This is a genomic window from Pseudomonas sp. BNK-7, from assembly GCF_048072025.1.
GTDB lineage: Bacteria > Pseudomonadota > Gammaproteobacteria > Pseudomonadales > Pseudomonadaceae > Aquipseudomonas > Aquipseudomonas danubii.
In genome coordinates this window covers 6,057,022-6,074,640 of the sequence record NZ_CP182252.1, presented here as the reverse complement: position 1 = coordinate 6,074,640, position 17,619 = coordinate 6,057,022, and the positions used below count along the sequence as shown (strand labels likewise).

Genomic DNA, 17,619 nt, shown 5'->3' with positions numbered 1-17,619 from the left:
GGCAGGCTGCATAGGAGTGCTCCCTGTTTGTTTTTATTGTCAAGGCGCGGCGTCTGTGGGCGGCGCTCGGTCCTGGGGGCCGAGCGCTGCATTCAAGCGTGAACGGTGTAGCAGCCCCCGGGCGTCGAACCGGCGCCCGGGGGGGCGACTCAATGCTGATGAGCGTGGTGTGCGCTGTTGGCCGCGCGCTCGCTGCCGCCGAGGATGTTGAACAGCAGGTTCAGCACCAGGGCGCTCAAGGTCGCCATGGCAATGCCGCTGTGGGTGATGGGGCTCATCCACAGCGGCAGGTGGGCAAAGAACTCCGGGCGGACCACGGGAATTAGGCCCATTCCGATGCTCACAGCCACCAGCAACTGATTGCGGCGGTCAGCGATGTCGGCTTCCTGGAGGATCTTGATCCCGGTGGCGGCCACCATGCCGAACATGGCGATGGCTGCGCCGCCCAGTACCGCTGGAGGAATCGAGGCTACCAGGAACGCTGCTTTGGGCAGCAGGCTGAGGATGATCAGCAGGCCACCGGCGACGATGGTCACGGAACGGCAGCGCACCCCGGTCATCTGCACCAGGCCGATGTTCTGGGCGAAGGAAGAGTGGGTGAAGGTGTTGAGGAAACCGGCGAAGAACGACGCCCCGGCATCACACAGCAGGCCGCGGCGCAGCATGCGCGGGGTGACCTCCTGGCCGGTGATCTTGCCCAGGGCCAGGAACATCCCGGTGGACTCGACGAAGATGATCACCACCACCAGGCACATGGACAGGATGGGGGCAAGATGGAACTGCGGCATGCCGAAGTGCAGCGGCGTGACCACCTGCAGCCAGGGCGCCTGGGCCATGCCACTGAGGTCAACCATGCCGATCAGGCCGCAGAGGATGTAGCCCAGGCCCATGCCGATCAGCACGGAAATATTGACCCAGAAGCCACGCATGAAGCGATGGATCAACAGGATAGTGCCCAGCACCAGCGCGGCGATAGCCAGGTAGATGGGTGACCCGAATTGCGCGGCAGCACTGCCGCCGCCGGCCCAGTTCACCGCCACTGGAAACAGTGACAAACCGATCGAGGTGATGACCGTCCCAGTGACCAGGGGCGGGAAGAAACGCACCACCTTGGACATGAACGGCGCAATCAGCATGCCGAAGAACCCTGCGGCGATGGTCGCACCGAAAATCCCCTGCATGCCGATCCCGGGCATGCCGGCCATGGCCACCATGCTGCCGACGGCGGCGAAGCTGGCCCCCATCATCACCGGCATGCGAATGCCCATGGGGCCAATGCCCAGTGACTGGACGATGGTGGCGATCCCCGCTACCAGCAGGTCGGCATTGATCAGGAAGGCGATTTCTTCACGACTCAGGCCCGCGGCCTGTCCGATGATCAGCGGCACCGCAATTGCACCGCCGTACATCAGCAGAACGTGTTGCAGACCGACCAGGATCAGTTGCAAGAAGGGCAGACGCTGAATGGCGGGCGCATCGGGGACGCACTGTTCGGATGAATCGGACATGCAACACCTCGGATCTTTTTATTCTTGTGATTTAACCGCTGCGTCTTTACGCGCAGCGTGTCTGCAACGGGTGAAGCTTGAGCGGCTGATGGCAATCAAGCCCGCCCCTACAGATGAGTCCGGTTCTGTAGGGGCGAGCTTGCTCGCGAATCGGCCCTGCTACAGGCGCTGATCAGTTGGTCTGGGCGCCCTGGGCAATCCAGGCACCGATCAGTTCACGTTCCTGTTGGGTCATCTGCGTGATGTTGCCCAATGGCATGATCTGACTGGCGACGGACTGGGCCTGGATACGTGCGGCTTGCAGGCGGATCTGTTCCGGGGTATCGAACATCACCCCGGCCGGTGCCGTGCTGAACAGGGGGCTGGTGGGCTTGGCCGAATGGCAAACCGTGCAGCGCTCCTGGATCACGTTATGCACCTTGTCAAAGGATGGCCCGGCACTGGATGCCTGTGCCGGACTTGCCGCTGGAGCCGCCGGGGCTTCTGCGCTGGCTGGCGCCGCGGGTTTGGCGCCACCGCCCAGTGCAGTTTCCGGCAGGGGCTGGTACTCGATCTGGCCGGCGGCCTTGGCTACTTCGGGGGCGCTGGGAGCTGGCGTCGGACCAGTCACGTAAGCCAGGCAGATCATGCCCAGTGCAGCAACGGGCAGGGTCCAGGCGAACTTGTGGCTGTCATGCCGGGTGTTGAAGTAGTGACGTACCAGCACCGCCAGGACCGCGATCCCGGCCAGGATCAACCAGTTGTACTGGCTACCGTAGGTGCTCGGGAAGTGGTTGCTGATCATGATGAACAGCACAGGCAGGGTGAAGTAGTTGTTGTGACGCGAACGCAGCAGGCCCTTGGCCGGCAGGGTCGGGTCCGGTGTGCGGTTTTCCGCGATCGCCGCCACCAGTGCGCGCTGGGCCGGCATGATGATGCGGAATACGTTGCCCACCATGATGGTGCCGATGATGGCGCCCACATGCAGGTATGCGCCACGGCCGCTGAACACTTTGCTGAAGCCGTAAGCGGCGGCAATCAGCAGAACGAACAGGATGAAGCCGAGCAGGGCAGGTTTCTTGCCCAATGGCGAATCGCAGAGGAAGTCGTAGACGAACCAGCCGGCAATCAACGCGCCGATACCGATGGCCACGCCTTCAGGGCCGGTCAGGCCGCTGCCGGGGGCAACCAGGTAGAGCATCGGGTTGTAGTAGAACACCAGGCACAGCAGGGCAATCCCCGACAGCCAGGTGAAGTAGGCTTCCCACTTGAACCAGTGCAGGTTCTCCGGCATCGAGGGCGGGGCCAGTTTGTATTTTTCCAGGTGATAGATACCGCCACCGTGAATCGCCCAGAGGTCGCCGGACAGGCCGTCCTTGGGGTTGACGCGATTGAGGTTGTTCTCCAGCCAGACGAAATAGAACGATGCGCCGATCCAGGCCACACCAGTGATCATATGTACCCAACGCACGCTCAGGTTGAGCCATTCCAACAGATGTGCTTCCACAGTCTTTACCTCTTGCCTGTCACCCTTGTTGTCGGGTGATCAGACCTTCTCTTATTGGTGGGGGGCGAGGATCAAACACTCATCCTCTTTGAAGAAATGCTCATCGCAGTTATTGCCTTTGCCACTGCGATCAACCACCAGGAAGTCATCCCGCTTTTCGATCGTCAGCACCGGGTGGTGCCAGACGCCGCGATGGTAATTGATGCCCTGCCTGCCATTACTGACGAAGGCGCGGACCAAGCCTGATACAGGTTCATCGCCAAGTGGCGCGACCACGATCAGAAAGGGGTTGCCGAGCAGCGGAATGAAGGCCTGGCTGCCCAGCGGATGGCGTTCCAGCATGCGGACGGTCAACGGCATTTCCAGCGCGTCGGCGCGGAAGATGCTGATGATCGCCTGGTCCTCCGGCTGGGCGGTTTCAACCGTTGCCAGGCGGTGGAAGCGCATGGTCGAACCATTGTTGATCATGAAGTGATCACTGCCGTCGGTTTCGATCACGTCACCGAAAGGGGCGAAGGCTTCTTTGCTCAGGGGTTCAATCATCAATGTGCGCATGCTGTTCTTCTTATCTTGAGTGTGTTTTGTCTGTTTTGCGGTCATCGCGAGCCAGTTTGCTCCAACAGGTGCGGGCTGGCCTGCGATGGGGGACGTCTATTTCGCGACCTTGCCCAGGAGACGCAAGCGGCTGACGCCACCGTCCGGAAACACGTTCAGGCGGATATGGGTGATCGGCCCCAGGGCTTTGATCTGCTCGACAAAGCTGTGCTCGGCATGCATTTCCAGCTTTTGGCTGGGTAGCAGTTCACGCCAGAACAGGCTCTGGGTTTCGATCTGGCTGTCGGTGCCACCCTTGACGAATGCGCCCTGGATCGAGCAGCTGTCCGGGTAGTTGCCCTTGAAGTGCAGGGTGTCGACGATGATCTTCTCGATTTCGCCGGCATGGCCCAGGGCGACGATCACCCAGTCATTGCCGGGAGTGCGACGGCGGGCCGTTTCCCAGCCGTCGCCCATGTTGATGCCGCGGCCCGGGTTGAGGAGGTTGCCCATGCGTCCGAAGTGTTCGTCGGAGCAGGCCAGGGCACGACCGCCGTTTAGGGCCGCAGCCAGGTCGACTTGTTCGTTGTCAGCGATGGCCGACCAGTCGCGGTACGGCGTACCGTAGACCCGCAGGCGCGCTACACCGCCATCCGGATAGATATTGAAGCGCAGGTGACTGAAGGGCTGATCGTTGTTGATCTCGTGGTAGTGATGGCTGTTGCCTTGCAGCTCGACAGCAGACAGCACTTCGACCCACTGGGTGTCTTCGCCAGGTTCGCCTTCGCTGAGGAAGCAGGCTTCCAGGGACGCCGATGGCGGGAAGTTGCCGGTGAAGAACGAGGTGTCGATGTCCACGCCCTTGATCGAGCCTGGCACGCCCAGGCGGATCACTGCGCTGTCGTAGCCTTCGAAGCGCTTGCGACGGGATTCCCAGCCATCCATCCACTTGCCGTTGTCATCGAACACGCCTTCCTTCCAGACAGCCGGGGTTGGCTGGAACAGCCGGTTCGCGTCAGCGAACCAGTCATCGGTGACCGAGATGATCTTGGTGCCCAGGCGCGCGTCGGCCAGGTTGACGAACTTCTCGAAAGGGGCGGCGTAAGCTTTCATTCTTCTTGTCTGCCTTGAAATAGGTGGCTTGGGATGCACGTAGAACCGGGAGTGGCGCGGGGGCATCCAGGTTCTCGGGGCTATCCTCAGGAGCGGGTCGCTACAGGGTCAGCAATCTGAACAATGCAATCTTGTTGATCTCCGCCAGTGCGCACTTGAACTCAGTGTCCACTGAGTTGTGGATGCGGGTTTCGAACGCGGCGAGAATCTGGTGCCGGTTGCTGCCTTTCACCGCCATGATGAAGGGAAACTTGAACTTGGCCTTGTAGGCATCGTTCAGCTCGGTGAACCGTTGGAACTCTTCGGCTGTGCATTGGTGAATACCGGCGCCAGCCTGTTCGTTGGTGCTGGCTTCGGTCAACTGGCCCTGGACGGCGGCTTTGCCGGCCAGATCCGGGTGAGCGTTGATCAGTGCCAACTGGCTGGCGTGATCGGCGCTCAGCAGGATATCGCTCATGCGCTGGTGCAGGCCTTCAATCTGGTCGACGGAGGCGTCAACACCCAGGTCGTAGGCTCTTTCAGCCACCCATGGCGAATGTTCATAGATATCGGCGAAAGCCTCGACGAAGGCTTCACGGCTCAGGGTCGATGGCTTGAGGCTCTGGAAAGCAGTCATTTCGCCGCTCCCTGGTAAGGATGGGTCTGTTGCCAGTGGCGGGCGATATCGACACGACGGGTGAACCACACCTGTTCATGGCCTTTGACGTATTCGATGAAGCGCTTGAGGGATGCCAGGCGGGCCGGGCGACCGATCAGTCGACAGTGCAGGCCGATGGACAGCATCTTCGGGGCTTCGGCACCTTCGGCGTAGAGCACATCGAAGGCATCTTTGAGGTAATGGAAGAAGTCGTCGCCCTTGTTGAAGCCCTGGACCTGAGTGAAACGCATGTCGTTGGTATCCAGGGTGTAGGGGATGACCAGATGCGCCTTGCCGGTGGGGTTGTTGGGTTCCCAGTAGGGCAGGTCGTCGTCGTAGGTATCGCAGTCATAGAGGAAGCCGCCTTCCTCCATTACCAGGCGTCGGGTGTTCGGGCCGGTACGGCCGGTATACCAGCCCAGTGGGCGTTCACCGGTGATTTCGGTAAGGATGCGGATCGCCTCGAGCATGTGCTCGCGTTCCTGGGCTTCGTCCATGTACTGGTAGTCGATCCAGCGGTAGCCGTGGCTGCAGATCTCATGGCCGGCCTCGACCATGGCGCGGATCACGTCCGGATGGCGCTGAGCAGCCATGGCTACGGCAAAGATGGTCAGCGGAATGTCGAATTCCTTGAACAGCTTGAGGATCCGCCAGACGCCGGCGCGGCTGCCATATTCGTACAGCGACTCCATGCTCATGTTGCGCTCGCCCTGCAGCGGCTGCGCCGAAACCATTTCCGAGAGGAAAGCTTCCGATTCCTTATCGCCATGAAGGATGTTGCGTTCGCCGCCTTCTTCGTAATTGAGCACGAAGGACAGGGCGACACGAGCATTGCCTGGCCAGTGAGGATGAGGGGGGGTAGAGCCATAACCGATCAGGTCGCGAGGGTAGTCAGCGCTCACTGCAGTCTTCCTTCTTGTTCGTGATAACGGTGGCGTGGCGGAACCTGAAGCCGGAAAGCCAGGTGAGCGTCACTGCGATGGGCTGATTGTATACAAGTTTATATTCACTTTGTAAGCCTGATTTTTTGCATTTTTCTGCTTTTGTCGCTATGGCCTGCACCTGCAAGAAACTTGCCTATATGGTCAGCTAATGGATCGCAAGTCGTCTGCTGCTGTGGTGTTGAGGTCAATCCACAGGCTTGTGGGTACAGCGCTGCCGGAGTGAATATTTGTGATTATTATTGTGTACAATTTTTTTGAAAAGTGTCTTAATCGTGACCTCGCCGCAGCTTTTCACCCGCCGAAATGCTGTGGCCCCCTTTCAATCACTGACTCCGGGAGGCGCGAGGCCTGGGCGCACCAGTTGTGACAGGCACGCAGAATCAATGGGACGTTTGACTACACACGTTTTGGACGCCGCACATGGCTGCCCTGGCAGCGCTATCAAGGTTGAGCTGTATCGGGTTGACGGGGCGCAGATGGAATTGGTCGCCAGCACCCTGACCAACAGCGATGGCCGTTGCGATGCGCCGCTGCTGCAGGGCGATGACTACCGTTCCGGGGTTTACCAACTGCATTTCCACGCTGGCGATTACTACCGCGCCCGGGGTGTACAACTGCCACAGCCGGCGTTCCTTGATGTAGTCGTGCTGCGGTTCGGTATCAGTGCCGAGCAGGAGCATTACCACGTGCCGCTGCTGATCTCGCCGTACAGCTATTCGACCTACAGAGGAAGCTAGGACTTTCCCCCCAAGAATCCTGCGCAAATAGCTTCTTTGGTCCTTGCCCGCTCACACTGCGGGCTTTTTTTCGCCGGTTATAAAGTCGTCGCTGGCAAGTCGGTTCCTGGCTGAGTGCTGCAGGAGCCGGCTTGTCGGCGAAGCGCTTAACGGCTCAACAGGGATGCGGCTCCAGCCCCTGTGAACAGCCCGGCACTGATGCGATTGAACCAGCTTTGGCCCTTGCCGCTGCGCAAGTAACGCGCGGCGCCATGGGCACTGAAGCCGTAGGCCAACTTGCAGCTCAGGTCCAGCAGGGTCCAGGTAGCGATCATGGTCAGCAGTTGGGGCAGGAAAGGCTGCTGGGCATTGAGAAACTGCGGCAGGAACGCGGCGAAGAACAGAATGTCCTTCGGGTTGCTGGCCCCCAGGACAAAAGCGCGTCCGAACAGTGCACGAAAGCGCGGTTTCAGTGCGACTTCCGGTACCACCGCGCCGTGGGAAAGCTGCCGCGATTGCTGCCAGCTCTGCCAGGCGAGGTAGAACAGATAGAGGGCGCCGACGATCTTCAGGGCGCTGAACAGTTGCTTCGAAGCCAGTAGCAGTGCGCCCAGGCCCAGCGCGGATGCGCTCAACAGGCAGATCGAGGCCAGGACCCCGCCGAGAAAAGCCGGGTATGAGCGGCGCAGGCCATAGTTCAGGCTGTTGCTGATCATCAGCAACGACAAGGGACCCGGAATCAGGATCACTACCAAGGTAGCGCCACTGAACAGCAGCCAGGTTTCCAGACTCATTGCATTCTCCCAATACACAAAAACCCCATCCGAAGGGATGGGGCGGGTGAGAGCAGGTGTGGCTTACAAGAAAATGAACTTGGCGATGAAGATCGCGCACAGCACATACAGGCTGATGGAAATTTCCTTGTGCTTGCCCGTTCCTGCCTTCAGTACCACGTAGGTGATGAAACCCAGGGCAATGCCATCGGCGACGGAAAAGGTCAGGGGCATCATGATTGCCGTGACAATCGCCGGAATGCTGTCGGTGGCTTCGTCCCAGTTGATATGGGCCATGCCGCCCATCATCAGCATCGCAACATAGATCAAGGCACCTGCTGTGGCGTAAGCAGGGATCATGCCTGCCAGCGGCGCAAAAAACATGGCGGCAACAAATAGCACACCTACGGTGACGGCGGTAAGGCCAGTCCGCCCGCCCGCGGCCACACCGGCGGCACTTTCCACGTAGCTGGTCACCGGCGGCACCCCGACTACTGCGCCGAAGACGCTTGAAGCACTGTCGGCCTTGAGGGCGCGCGAGAGATTCTCGATCTTGCCGTCGGCCTTCACCAGGCCGGCACGCTGGGCCACGCCCATCAGGGTGCCGGCGGTGTCGAACATGTGCACGAAGAGGAAGGCCAGTACCACGCTGATCATGCTGATGTTGAACACCCCGGCAACATCCATGGCCATCCAGGTGGGCGCCAGGCTCGGCGGGGTGGACAGGATGCCGTTGTAGTGCACCAGCCCCAGGCCCCAGCCGGCCAGGGTCACGGCGATGATGCTGATGAGGATTGCGCCGAACACTCGGTGGTAGCTGAGTACTGCGATCATCAGAAAGCAGATGGCCGCCAGCAGCGGACCCGGTTCACGCAGGGAGCCGAGCTTGAGCAGGGTGGCCGGGCTGTCGACGATGATGCCCGCCGTTTTCAACCCGATCAGTCCGAGAAACAGCCCGACACCCGCTCCCATGGCGAAGCGCAAGCTCACCGGAATGCTGTTGAGCAGCCATTCACGAATCCGCGACAAGGTCAGGATCATGAACAGCACACCGGAGATGAATACCGCGCCGAGGGCGGTTTCCCAGTTGTAGCCCATGGTGCCGACCACGGTGTAGGTGAAGAAGGCGTTGAGACCCATGCCCGGGGCCAGGCCCACTGGCCAGTTGGCGTACAGGCCCATTAGCAGGCAGCCCAGGGCAGCAGCGATGCAGGTGGCAACGAAGGCGGCGCCGTGGTCGATGCCGGCGTCGGCCATGATGTTGGGATTGACGAAGATGATGTAAGCCATGGTGATGAAGGTTGTCACACCGGCAATCAGCTCGGTCTTCACCGTGGTGCCATGCAACCTGAGTTTGAAGATGCGCTCCAGCCAGCCGCTGTTCAGCGAGGGCGAGAGGTCCAGCGGAGAGGCTTCGGATTTGCGGCTTTCCACAGCGAGTACTCCTCAAGAGTTTTATTGTTTTTTCCAGAACCGGGCACGGGAGGGTGGGCAGCGGCTCTTTGAGGCAGGCAGGGCTTGTGGGGTTTGTTGACCTTTGGGTCAAGAACTCACACGTGGCGAATTATGCTTTTGTATACAAAGAAAGCAAATAATGTTTTTGGTTTTGTGTGCGAAAAATCTGAGGACTTGGCTATATCACCATCGCCCTTTATGCCGGGCAGTGCGGAGGGTTGGTCAGAGTCTGTTCGGCGGTCTGGGAGGGCGCGCCGAGAGGAAGGGGCTATCAGTCGTCTGCAGGTTTTCCCGCCAGGGCCTGGTTTACGGCCAGCCAGCCATTGACCGCACTTTCTCCGGCTTCGGCGAAGGCCCGTTGCAGCAGTTTTACCTGTTCGCGACGCAGGGAGTGTTCAAAGCGCGCGCCATCGTCGGTCAGTTGCAACAGGCGTTTTCGTTTGTCGCTGGCTGGGGCGATGCTGTCTACCAGGTGCATTTCCATGAGTTGGCGCAAAGGCGTATTCAGTGCCTGCTTGCTCACCCCCAGCAGCGTGAGCAGTTCTTTCACACTCAGGCCGGGGTAACGGGCAATGAAAAACACGATGCGCTGGTGCACGCGACTCAAGCCTCGGCGTTCGAGCATTTCGTCGGCCTTGGCGGTAAAGGCCTGATAGCCAAAGAAGAAGGCTTCCATGGCGGCTTGTTGCGAGGTCTGGTTTTTAAGGTCAAGCATATTGACGTATCTGCGAGAGTCGGCGTAATTTCGGTCAAGCAGTTTGACGTATTTCCTCCGACCTTTGCTAGCGGTGACCTCCATGGCCTTCTCCGAACGTGTATCGCGCCTCAAAAGCTCCTTGATCCGTGAAATCCTTGCCGCGGCCCAGCGCCCGGAAGTGATGTCGTTCGCAGGCGGGCTGCCGGCCGAGGTGATGCTGCCCAAGGTGCAGTGGCAAGACATGCCCTTGTCCATGGGGCAATACGGCATGAGTGAAGGCGAGCCGTCGTTGCGTGAAGCCCTGGCTGCCGAGGCGCGCAAGCTCGGCGTGCCTTGCGAGGCGAGCCAGGTCCTGGTGGTCAGCGGCTCCCAGCAGACCCTTGACCTGGCGGCCAAGCTGTACATCGACAAGGGCACCCAGATCCTGTTGGAGGCTCCGACCTATCTGGCTGCCCTGCAGATCTTCCAGTTGTTCGGTGCCGACTGCCTGACTGTGCCATTGGAGGCGGACGGTCCGGATCTGGCGCAGATGCGCGCTCGCCTGGAACAGCATCGTCCAGCCTTCGTCTACCTGATTCCGACCTTCCAGAATCCTTCGGCGGTGCGCTACAGCGAAGCCAAGCGCGAGGCGGTGGCGGCCCTTCTGGACGAGTTCGGCGTGACCCTGATCGAGGACGAGCCCTATCGCGAGCTGACCTTCGACGGTGGCAGCGCGACCCCCATTGTCAGCCGCCTGAAAAAGGCCAGTTGGATCTACACCGGCACCGTGTCGAAAACCCTGCTCCCGGGATTGCGGGTTGGCTACTTGATCGCCAGTCCGGACCTGTTCCCTCATCTGCTGCGCCTGAAACAGTCCGCGGACTTGCACACCAACCGCGTCGGCCAGTGGCAGGCCATGCAATGGATCGGCAGCGATCAGTTCCAGCAGCACCTGGGTGAACTGCGCAGTTTCTACCGTCTGCGCCGTGATGCCTTTCAGATCGCGCTGCAGACTCATTTCGCCGATCTGGCGGACTGGCAGGTGCCCCAGGGAGGTCTGTTTTTCTGGTTGAGCTTGAAACAACCCCTGGATACCCGCACTTTGCTCAAGTCCGCGTTGGAACAAGACGTGACTTTTATGCCCGGCGAACCGTTCTTCTCTGAACCGGAGCGCAATCATGGGCATCTGCGGTTGAATTTCAGCCATATCGATCCGGCACGGCTGGACGAAGGCCTCAAGCGGCTGGCCACCGTGATACGTCAAGCACAGGCTGCACAGGCAGCCTAAGGGGAGGGCCATGTACAAGGTTTATGGCGATTACCGTTCGGGCAACTGCTACAAGATCAAGCTGATGCTCAGTCTTCTGGGGCTGCCTTATGAGTGGCAGGCGGTGGACATTCTTGGAGGCGATACCCAGACCGAAGCCTTCCTGGCAAAGAATCCCAACGGCAAGATACCGGTACTGGAACTGGAAGACGGCACCTGCCTGTGGGAGTCCAACGCGATTCTCAACTTTCTGGCCGACGGCAGCGAATTCCTGCCCAGCGAACCGCGCCTGCGCACCCAGGTCCTGCAATGGCAGTTCTTCGAACAGTACAGTCACGAGCCTTACATCGCGGTGGCGCGCTTCATTGAACAGTACGAGGGCTTGCCCGAAGAGCGCCGGGACGAATACCTGAAGCTGCACAAGCGTGGCTACAAGGCGCTGGATGTGATGGAAAAACAATTGAGCCGCACGCCGTATCTGGTGGGCGAGCACTATTCCATTGCCGATATCGCGCTGTATGCCTACACCCATGTGGCCCATGAAGGCGGTTTCGATCTGACCCGCTATCCGGGTATCCAGGCCTGGGTCCAGCGCGTACAGAGCCATCCGCGGCATGTCGGGATGTTCGATTGAGCGGATTTTCCGAGGGGGCAACTGACCCGGGACAGCATCGTCCCGGGGAGAGGCTTCAGGCCGCCGAGAAGCGCTGGTTCAGGTAATCGATGATCACCTTGGATTCATACATCCAGGTGGTCTGGCCGTTCTCTTCGATACGCAGGCATGGCACCTTGATCTTGCCGCCCTGCTCCAGCAGGGTCTGGCGATCCTGCTCGTTGTTCTTGGCGTCGCGCAGGGCCACCGGTACGTTCAGGCGGTGCAGGGTACGGCGCGTCTTCACGCAGAACGGGCAGGCGTGGAACTGATACAGGGTCAGGCCCTTGGCGGCCTGCTCGACCTGCGCTTGAGCGGCGGCAGCGCGCTTCTGCTTGCGCGGGCGGGTGATGAAGTCGATGAAAATGATGAGTTGGCCCAGGCCGACTCGCAGCGCTTTGACGATCACGGTATTGCCTCTTGCCCATGAATGAAGGGGCGGCAGCTTACCTGATTTTTGCCGGACGAAAAAAACCGGCGATCAACGCCGGTTTTTTCACTCAGGGCCTGTTACTTGATCAGGCTGAGGAACTCGCTGCGAGTCGCGGCATTTTCGCGGAACTCGCCCAGCATCACTGAAGTGATCATCGACGAATTCTGCTTTTCCACACCGCGCATCATCATGCACATGTGCTTGGCCTCGATCACCACTGCAACCCCCAGAGCGCCGGTCACTTGCTGAACGGCGTCGGCGATTTGCCGGCTGAGGTTTTCCTGGATCTGCAGGCGACGGGCATACATGTCGACGATGCGCGCGACTTTCGACAGCCCCAGGACCTTGCCGCTGGGAATGTAGGCAACGTGAGCCTTGCCGATGAATGGCAGCAGATGGTGTTCGCACAGCGAGTAGAGCTCGATGTCCTTGACCAGCACCATTTCGCTGTTGTCAGAGCTGAACAAGGCACCGTTGGTGACTTCTTCCAGGGTTTGGGCATAACCGCGGCAAAGGTACTGCATGGCTTTGGCGGCACGCTTGGGCGTATCGAGCAGGCCCTCGCGGGAGACGTCCTCGCCCAGTTGGCCGAGGATCGCGGTGTAATTCTGTTCCAGGGACATGAAACTACCTGTGGGATTTTACGCAAAGGGCAAGGGTACGGTGGCAGACACGGCGCTGCAAGCTTAGTGCAGCGGCTTTATTCGTCGCGGCCTTCCATCATGGTGCGTTTGAGCATTACGTACAGCGCGCCAGTGCCGCCATGTTTAGCCTGGCAGGAGGTGAAGCCCAGCACTTGTGGATGCTGGCGCAGCCAGGTGTTGACGTGGCTTTTGATCATGGGGCGCTTGCCGTCCAGGCGCACGGCCTTGCCGTGGGTGACGCGTACACAGCGGATCTCGAATCGGGTGGCTTCGGCGAGAAACGCCCAGAGGGTTTCGCGGGCCTTTTCCACGGTCATGCCATGCAGGTCAAGGCTGCCTTCAAAGGGAATCTGGCCGATTTTCAGCTTGCGCATCTGGCTTTCCTGAACCCCGTCGCGGGCCCACATCAGCTCATCTTCAGGTCCCACATCGATGACGAACTGATCGGACAGCCCGTCCACCGTCGTGGTCTCGCTACGCACTGTGGCAGCCTGGCGCAGCTTGGCGATCTGTGCGCGGTCGGCCTTGGGTTTGCCTGTGTCGGCCCGATCGTGCTTGATCGGCTTGACGCCGCGGATCTCGTTTTTGAACAGGGAAAAATCGTCGTCTTGCATGTCAGCCTCCGCGAAGGGCGGCTAGTTTACCCAACTCGGAACACCTTAAGGCGCGCAAATCGCGCCCAGGGTCGTCAGTCGTGTTTTTTCATCAGGTGTGGCGCCATGTTCAGTGCCAGGGGCTGGCGCATTCGGCGCCGGCAACGCCGCCACAGGCGCACACCGATGTACAGCAGTAGCAGGCCGATCAGCAGGATCAGCGCCGAGCCCAGTGGGCTGGCGTTGAGTTCTCCTAGCGCCGGAGCGCGTCCCAGCAGGCTTGCGGTCCCAGCCAGGGCCAGCAGCACGCCGAAGGTCGCCAGCAATGCAGAGAATCCAGCCCCCAGGCGCAGGCGCCAGTTTCGCGGGCTTTTGGGCCGCAATCGGCGTGCGTCAAAACCATCGGATATCTTCATTCCGACCTTCCTCAATGGGTATCGGCCCTTCGACCGGGAGTTGACCGGGTGGTTCCTGAGGCTAAGGCAATTGCTGCAAATGCGAGGCGTTTATGGATGAGCGGCCCGCCAGCCGCTCACCAAGGCTGGTCAGATCAGGCTTGCGGTCTGGGCGAGAGTGGCAAAGTTGTCGGCCATGATCGCCATTTCAGTCTGCTGAACATGCTCGGCGCTGAGAATGCCGCCCTTGTAGGGCAGGTCACGGGTGGCGCAGGCGTCCTCTACCAGGGTGCAACGGAATCCCAGGTTCTTCGCTGCTCGCACGGTGGTGCTGACGCTGGAGTGGCTCATGAAACCGGCGACGATCAGGTCCAGGGAGCCCAGATCCTGCAGGCGCTTTTCCAGTTCGGTGCCGTGGAAGGCACTGGGCAGCAGCTTGCCGATGATGGTCTCGTCGCCTTGGGGCTCAAGGCCGGGGATGAATTCGCCGCGCTCGCCCTGAGGGTCGAACAGGCCGCCGACGGTGCCAAGATGGCGCACATGCACAATGGGCCGGCCGGCAGCCCGGGCTGCGGCCAGCAGTTGGCCGATGTTGGCCACTGCTTTGTCCATGCCGGACAGGGCCAGGGGGCCGCTGAGGTACTCTTTCTGGGCGTCGATGATCACAAGGGTCGCGTGGCTCAAATTGGCCGCGGCATAACCACGACCGCTGAGTTGAAACATCGTCTTTGGAACGGACATTCTGGGGCTCCTGTGAGTGGGGCTTTTGCGACATTGTCCTCTGGCGGAGCGCTTCTGTGAATCGCTACTAACGTAAGGTGCGCCGTTGTTGGCCTGCAGCCTTGTCAAGAGGGGCAAGGTATTTGGCTTGCCGGGCAAAAAGCGGTCGGTCAGGCGATTGTACGGCGGTGGTTTTTCATTCGTCGTCGGCAGGCGCTTTGGCTGTTAGAATTGCCGGTCGTTTTTTCAGGAGTTCTGTCCCGTGATCACTTCCCGCCTTCGCACCTTGCGTGACCATATCCGCTGGGCTGTCAGCCGCTTTCATGGGGAGGATCTGTTCTTCGGCCATGGTACCGACAACGCCTGGGACGAGGCCCGCCAATTGGTGCTCGGAGCCTTGCATCTGCCCTGGGAAATCGCCGACAGCTACCTGGACTGCGCGTTGGAAGACGACGAGTTGGTCCACCTTCAGCACTTGCTCAAGCGCCGAATCGAAGAACGCGTGCCCACAGCCTATCTGTTGGGCGAGGCCTGGTTCTGCGGCATGTCGTTCATCGTTGACGAGCGTGTGCTGATTCCCCGCTCGCCCATCGGCGAGTTGATCGAGAAACGCTTCGAACCCTGGCTGGGCACTGAGCCTGCGCGGATTCTCGATCTGTGCACCGGCTCCGGTTGCATCGGCATTGCCTGTGCCTATGAGTTCCGCGAGGCCGAAGTGGTGCTGGCCGACCTGTCCTTCGAAGCCTTGGAAGTGGCCAACCAGAACATTGAGCGCCACGGTGTCGATGAGCGAGTGTTCACCGTGCAGGGCGATGGTTTCGATGGCTTGCCGGGGCAGCGTTTCGACCTGATCGTTTCCAACCCGCCTTATGTCGATGCCGAAGATTTTGCCGACATGCCGGACGAGTACCAGCATGAGCCCGAGCTGGGCCTGGCCTGTGGCGATGATGGCCTGAATCTGGTGCGGCGCATGCTGGCCCAGGCCGCTGATCACCTGACCGAGAAAGGCTTGCTGATTGTCGAAGTGGGCAATAGCCAGGTGCACGTCGAAGCGCTGTACCCCGAAGTCGACTTCGCCTGGCTGGACTTCGAGCGCGGCGGTCACGGTGTGTTCATGCTCACTGCGGAGCAGTGCCGCGAGCATCAGGCGCTGTTCGCCGCCCGCGCCTGAGCCATGTGCCGGCCCGCGCAAGGCGGGCCTTGATCCCTGAAGAGGTTGCGACTCAGCGGTGAGTCGCAATCCAGATCAGCAGACCCGCCTGGAAGACCGCAAAGGCTACCAGGCAGGTGATGGTGAAGCGCAGACCGGTGTCTTCACGTTTGTACTTGGTGACTTTCTCTTCCTGCTTGCGCAGTTTGACTTCCAGCTCCTCCAGGTTCTGCTCGGCCTGCTGGAGCATCTGTGCGGCTTCCAGTATCTCCACGAACTGCAGTTTCTCGGTGTTCCACTGGCTCAGCAGCTCGCCCACTTGAACATCCTTGACGCTGCCCTTGAGATGCTGGGCATCGGCATACACCACGTCGAAGCCCAGGGTACGCAGCACATGATCGCGGCGCAGGCGAGTGTCCTCATTGAGGGCGTCCTTGTTAGCGAGCTCGAAGCCGTCGACCCGGTAGTGCGGCCACTTCTTCTGCGCCCATTGCGCGGCCTGGGCCAGCAGGAAGCGTCCGATGCCACGGTTCAGTGGTTCGATCTGCAGCCCGCCTTCGGGCTCGAAGTGCACCCGGTGGGTGTCGTGCTCGACCCAGACATCCAGGTGATTCTGTTCCTTGCGCACCCGCTGGCCGGGCAGGCTGATGGTCATGCGCAGCAGGCTGTGCTCTTTGTTGTTGCGTTCGGCATAACCGAACTCGACAAAACGCAAAGGGCGCCCGCCGGTGGCGCGATCGGTCTGCAGGGGCGCCAGGCGCAGCATCTTGTGATGTTCAGCCTGGACGTCCGCCCACGGCAACGGCGCCGCTTCCGGTACGGCGGCTTCCTGCTCGGTGGCGGGTGAATTCGAGGTATCAGTCATAACGGCAAGTCCTGTCCAATCGCTGCGCGCCGACAGCAATCGAACGGCCGGCAAAGGCTTATCGGCCGTTTTTTTCAGGACTGGAGGGTAAAAACAGCCTAACGGGTGTGAAGTCCGTCAATAAAACTGATGATGGATCGGCCCAGTTCCGCCGCCAGGGGCAATTGCGGGTCCTTGTAGGACGCCAATTGGCGCTTGAGATCGTTGGGTACGATACGCAGAACATGGTTCATGCCGTCGATCAAGGTCAGTTGAGCATCCGGTTTTGCCGCCTTGAGCACCCGGGCGTCGTCAACGCTGACCTGGATATCATTGCTGCCCTGAATGATCAGCGCCGGCATTTTCAGGCGGGCGAAAGCGGCGGCCGGGTCCTCGCGGAACAGGGTGATCAGATAGGGTTGTACGCTGGGGCGGAAGATCACTTGCAGGGCTGGTGGCACATCGTTGTCGACCTGACCGGCCTTGAGGCTGTCCAGCAGTTCGTTGCTGCGCACCATCAGCGCCGGCGGCAGGCGATAACTCAGTTGCTGGCGCAGCACCTGATCCACGGGGCGGGCGGTGCCGGAGATGGAAATCACGCCGGCGGCGTCCAGTTGGGCGGCGGCGAGGCTGGCGATCAGCGCGCCTTCGCTATGGCCCAGCACGATCAGTTGGCCCAGACGCGGGTCGGCCTTGAGCTGCTTGCCCCAGGCCACGGCGTCGGCCACATAGGCGTCGAGGGTCAGGTTGCGTTCATCCGGGGTCGCCGCGAGGCTGGCCGCCACACCGCGCTTGTCGTAGCGCACGCTGGCGATGTTGTGCTTGGCCAGCACCCAGGCCAGGCGCTTGAGGCTATCGTTGCGCCCGCCGTCGGGGTTGTTGCCGTCGCGGTCGGTGGGGCCGGAGCCTGAGATGATTAGCACCACCGGCACCGGCTGCGCGGATTTGGGCAGCAGCATCGAGCCATACAGCTCGCCGTGGCCGGTGTCCAGGCTTACGGGGCGTTGCAGGACGGCCGCGTTGACCAGGCCGGTGAACAGGGAAAGGCTCAAGAGAAGGACTCGCAGCATCATGACGCC

Annotated in this window: 20 protein-coding genes; 4 read left to right on the top strand and 16 right to left on the bottom strand. The window is 60.6% G+C overall.

The genetic code is table 11. The features are described 5' to 3' along the window. Positions 1–149 precede the first annotated feature (149 nt). The 6 genes from ACMGF8_RS27260 to puuE form a co-directional block, all read right to left on the bottom strand. Positions 150–1,508 (bottom strand): nucleobase:cation symporter-2 family protein, encoded by a 1,359-nt coding sequence (locus ACMGF8_RS27260; RefSeq protein WP_102860799.1) that lies wholly within the window; start codon positions 1,506–1,508, stop codon positions 150–152. Between the two features lie 172 nt (positions 1,509–1,680). Continuing rightward, positions 1,681–2,994: a urate hydroxylase PuuD gene (locus tag ACMGF8_RS27255; RefSeq protein ID WP_110594654.1), complete on the bottom strand. Its 1,314-nt coding sequence runs from the start codon at positions 2,992–2,994 to the stop codon at positions 1,681–1,683. A 51-nt stretch (positions 2,995–3,045) separates the two neighbouring features. Then, positions 3,046–3,549, bottom strand: a complete 504-nt coding sequence (locus tag ACMGF8_RS27250; RefSeq protein WP_102860801.1) for an ureidoglycolate lyase — start codon at positions 3,547–3,549, stop codon at positions 3,046–3,048. Between the two features lie 96 nt (positions 3,550–3,645). After that, entirely contained in the window at positions 3,646–4,641 is a 996-nt protein-coding gene (alc, locus tag ACMGF8_RS27245) for an allantoicase (protein WP_102860802.1), read from the bottom strand. A gap of 100 nt (positions 4,642–4,741) precedes the next feature. After that, positions 4,742–5,257, bottom strand: coding sequence for a 2-oxo-4-hydroxy-4-carboxy-5-ureidoimidazoline decarboxylase (gene uraD, locus ACMGF8_RS27240; RefSeq protein ID WP_102860803.1), 516 nt, complete (start codon positions 5,255–5,257; stop codon positions 4,742–4,744). Next, on the bottom strand, positions 5,254–6,180 hold the full coding sequence (puuE, locus tag ACMGF8_RS27235; protein WP_110594650.1) for an allantoinase PuuE: 927 nt from the start codon (positions 6,178–6,180) through the stop codon (positions 5,254–5,256). The genes uraD and puuE overlap by 4 nt, the downstream gene beginning before the upstream one ends. A gap of 425 nt (positions 6,181–6,605) precedes the next feature. On the opposite strand from puuE, the gene uraH reads away from it, so the two are divergent. Further along, on the top strand, positions 6,606–6,959 hold the full coding sequence (uraH, locus tag ACMGF8_RS27230) for a hydroxyisourate hydrolase (protein ID WP_102860805.1): 354 nt from the start codon (positions 6,606–6,608) through the stop codon (positions 6,957–6,959). A 146-nt stretch (positions 6,960–7,105) separates the two neighbouring features. On the opposite strand, the gene ACMGF8_RS27225 is transcribed toward uraH, so the two are convergent. From ACMGF8_RS27225 to ACMGF8_RS27215, 3 genes are all read right to left on the bottom strand, one after another. After that, a complete protein-coding gene (locus ACMGF8_RS27225; RefSeq protein WP_102860806.1) occupies positions 7,106–7,732 on the bottom strand; it encodes a LysE family translocator in 627 nt (208 codons plus the stop codon). Positions 7,733–7,795: 63 nt separating this feature from the next. After that, positions 7,796–9,145, bottom strand: coding sequence for an NCS2 family permease (locus tag ACMGF8_RS27220; protein ID WP_102860807.1), 1,350 nt, complete (start codon positions 9,143–9,145; stop codon positions 7,796–7,798). A gap of 292 nt (positions 9,146–9,437) precedes the next feature. Next, positions 9,438–9,881: a MarR family transcriptional regulator gene (locus ACMGF8_RS27215; protein ID WP_102860808.1), complete on the bottom strand. Its 444-nt coding sequence runs from the start codon at positions 9,879–9,881 to the stop codon at positions 9,438–9,440. 82 nt (positions 9,882–9,963) lie between these two features. Here ACMGF8_RS27215 and ACMGF8_RS27210 point away from each other — a divergent pair, with 82 nt between their 5' ends. Both ACMGF8_RS27210 and ACMGF8_RS27205 read left to right on the top strand, forming a co-directional pair. After that, positions 9,964–11,130, top strand: coding sequence for a PLP-dependent aminotransferase family protein (locus tag ACMGF8_RS27210; protein WP_102860809.1), 1,167 nt, complete (start codon positions 9,964–9,966; stop codon positions 11,128–11,130). Between the two features lie 10 nt (positions 11,131–11,140). Continuing rightward, positions 11,141–11,743, top strand: a complete 603-nt coding sequence (locus ACMGF8_RS27205; RefSeq protein ID WP_102860810.1) for a glutathione S-transferase family protein — start codon at positions 11,141–11,143, stop codon at positions 11,741–11,743. Positions 11,744–11,798: 55 nt separating this feature from the next. Here ACMGF8_RS27205 and ACMGF8_RS27200 read toward each other — a convergent pair whose 3' ends face one another. The 5 genes from ACMGF8_RS27200 to ACMGF8_RS27180 form a co-directional block, all read right to left on the bottom strand. Then, a complete protein-coding gene (locus ACMGF8_RS27200; RefSeq protein ID WP_102860811.1) occupies positions 11,799–12,170 on the bottom strand; it encodes a glutathione S-transferase N-terminal domain-containing protein in 372 nt (123 codons plus the stop codon). 101 nt (positions 12,171–12,271) lie between these two features. Further along, positions 12,272–12,817 carry a GTP cyclohydrolase I FolE gene (folE, locus tag ACMGF8_RS27195; RefSeq protein WP_011062625.1) on the bottom strand — a complete coding sequence of 182 codons (546 nt, stop codon included), beginning with the start codon at positions 12,815–12,817 and terminating at the stop codon, positions 12,272–12,274. Positions 12,818–12,894: 77 nt separating this feature from the next. After that, positions 12,895–13,452 carry a Smr/MutS family protein gene (locus ACMGF8_RS27190; RefSeq protein ID WP_060840489.1) on the bottom strand — a complete coding sequence of 186 codons (558 nt, stop codon included), beginning with the start codon at positions 13,450–13,452 and terminating at the stop codon, positions 12,895–12,897. Between the two features lie 74 nt (positions 13,453–13,526). Further along, the gene (locus tag ACMGF8_RS27185; protein ID WP_102860812.1) at positions 13,527–13,847 is read right to left on the bottom strand and encodes a hypothetical protein; all 321 of its coding nucleotides are present in this window, start codon (positions 13,845–13,847) and stop codon (positions 13,527–13,529) included. A gap of 129 nt (positions 13,848–13,976) precedes the next feature. Then, positions 13,977–14,567 (bottom strand): cysteine hydrolase family protein, encoded by a 591-nt coding sequence (locus ACMGF8_RS27180; RefSeq protein WP_016962781.1) that lies wholly within the window; start codon positions 14,565–14,567, stop codon positions 13,977–13,979. Positions 14,568–14,808: 241 nt separating this feature from the next. Between ACMGF8_RS27180 and prmB the strand changes: the two genes are divergently transcribed. Beyond that, a complete protein-coding gene (gene prmB, locus ACMGF8_RS27175) occupies positions 14,809–15,717 on the top strand; it encodes a 50S ribosomal protein L3 N(5)-glutamine methyltransferase (RefSeq protein WP_102860813.1) in 909 nt (302 codons plus the stop codon). Between the two features lie 52 nt (positions 15,718–15,769). Here prmB and ACMGF8_RS27170 read toward each other — a convergent pair whose 3' ends face one another. Then, the gene (locus tag ACMGF8_RS27170; RefSeq protein ID WP_102860814.1) at positions 15,770–16,561 is read right to left on the bottom strand and encodes a hypothetical protein; all 792 of its coding nucleotides are present in this window, start codon (positions 16,559–16,561) and stop codon (positions 15,770–15,772) included. A gap of 98 nt (positions 16,562–16,659) precedes the next feature. After that, positions 16,660–17,613, bottom strand: coding sequence for an alpha/beta hydrolase (locus ACMGF8_RS27165; protein ID WP_102860815.1), 954 nt, complete (start codon positions 17,611–17,613; stop codon positions 16,660–16,662). Positions 17,614–17,619 lie beyond the last annotated feature (6 nt).

Bases quoted from the DNA above. Each gene is read 5' to 3' on its own strand.
- ACMGF8_RS27170 (WP_102860814.1), bottom strand. From the start codon at position 16,561: ATGACTGATACCTCGAATTCACCCGCCACCGAGCAGGAAGCCGCCGTA.
- uraD (WP_102860803.1), bottom strand. From the start codon at position 5,257: ATGACTGCTTTCCAGAGCCTCAAGCCATCGACCCTGAGCCGTGAAGCC.
- ACMGF8_RS27225 (WP_102860806.1), bottom strand. From the start codon at position 7,732: ATGAGTCTGGAAACCTGGCTGCTGTTCAGTGGCGCTACCTTGGTAGTG.
- folE (WP_011062625.1), bottom strand. From the start codon at position 12,817: ATGTCCCTGGAACAGAATTACACCGCGATCCTCGGCCAACTGGGCGAG.
- ACMGF8_RS27165 (WP_102860815.1), bottom strand. From the start codon at position 17,613: ATGATGCTGCGAGTCCTTCTCTTGAGCCTTTCCCTGTTCACCGGCCTG.
- ACMGF8_RS27190 (WP_060840489.1), bottom strand. From the start codon at position 13,452: ATGCAAGACGACGATTTTTCCCTGTTCAAAAACGAGATCCGCGGCGTC.
- ACMGF8_RS27180 (WP_016962781.1), bottom strand. From the start codon at position 14,567: ATGTCCGTTCCAAAGACGATGTTTCAACTCAGCGGTCGTGGTTATGCC.
- alc (WP_102860802.1), bottom strand. From the start codon at position 4,641: ATGAAAGCTTACGCCGCCCCTTTCGAGAAGTTCGTCAACCTGGCCGAC.
- uraH (WP_102860805.1), top strand. From the start codon at position 6,606: ATGGGACGTTTGACTACACACGTTTTGGACGCCGCACATGGCTGCCCT.
- ACMGF8_RS27205 (WP_102860810.1), top strand. From the start codon at position 11,141: ATGTACAAGGTTTATGGCGATTACCGTTCGGGCAACTGCTACAAGATC.
- ACMGF8_RS27250 (WP_102860801.1), bottom strand. From the start codon at position 3,549: ATGCGCACATTGATGATTGAACCCCTGAGCAAAGAAGCCTTCGCCCCT.
- ACMGF8_RS27215 (WP_102860808.1), bottom strand. From the start codon at position 9,881: ATGCTTGACCTTAAAAACCAGACCTCGCAACAAGCCGCCATGGAAGCC.
- ACMGF8_RS27185 (WP_102860812.1), bottom strand. From the start codon at position 13,847: ATGAAGATATCCGATGGTTTTGACGCACGCCGATTGCGGCCCAAAAGC.
- ACMGF8_RS27260 (WP_102860799.1), bottom strand. From the start codon at position 1,508: ATGTCCGATTCATCCGAACAGTGCGTCCCCGATGCGCCCGCCATTCAG.
- ACMGF8_RS27210 (WP_102860809.1), top strand. From the start codon at position 9,964: ATGGCCTTCTCCGAACGTGTATCGCGCCTCAAAAGCTCCTTGATCCGT.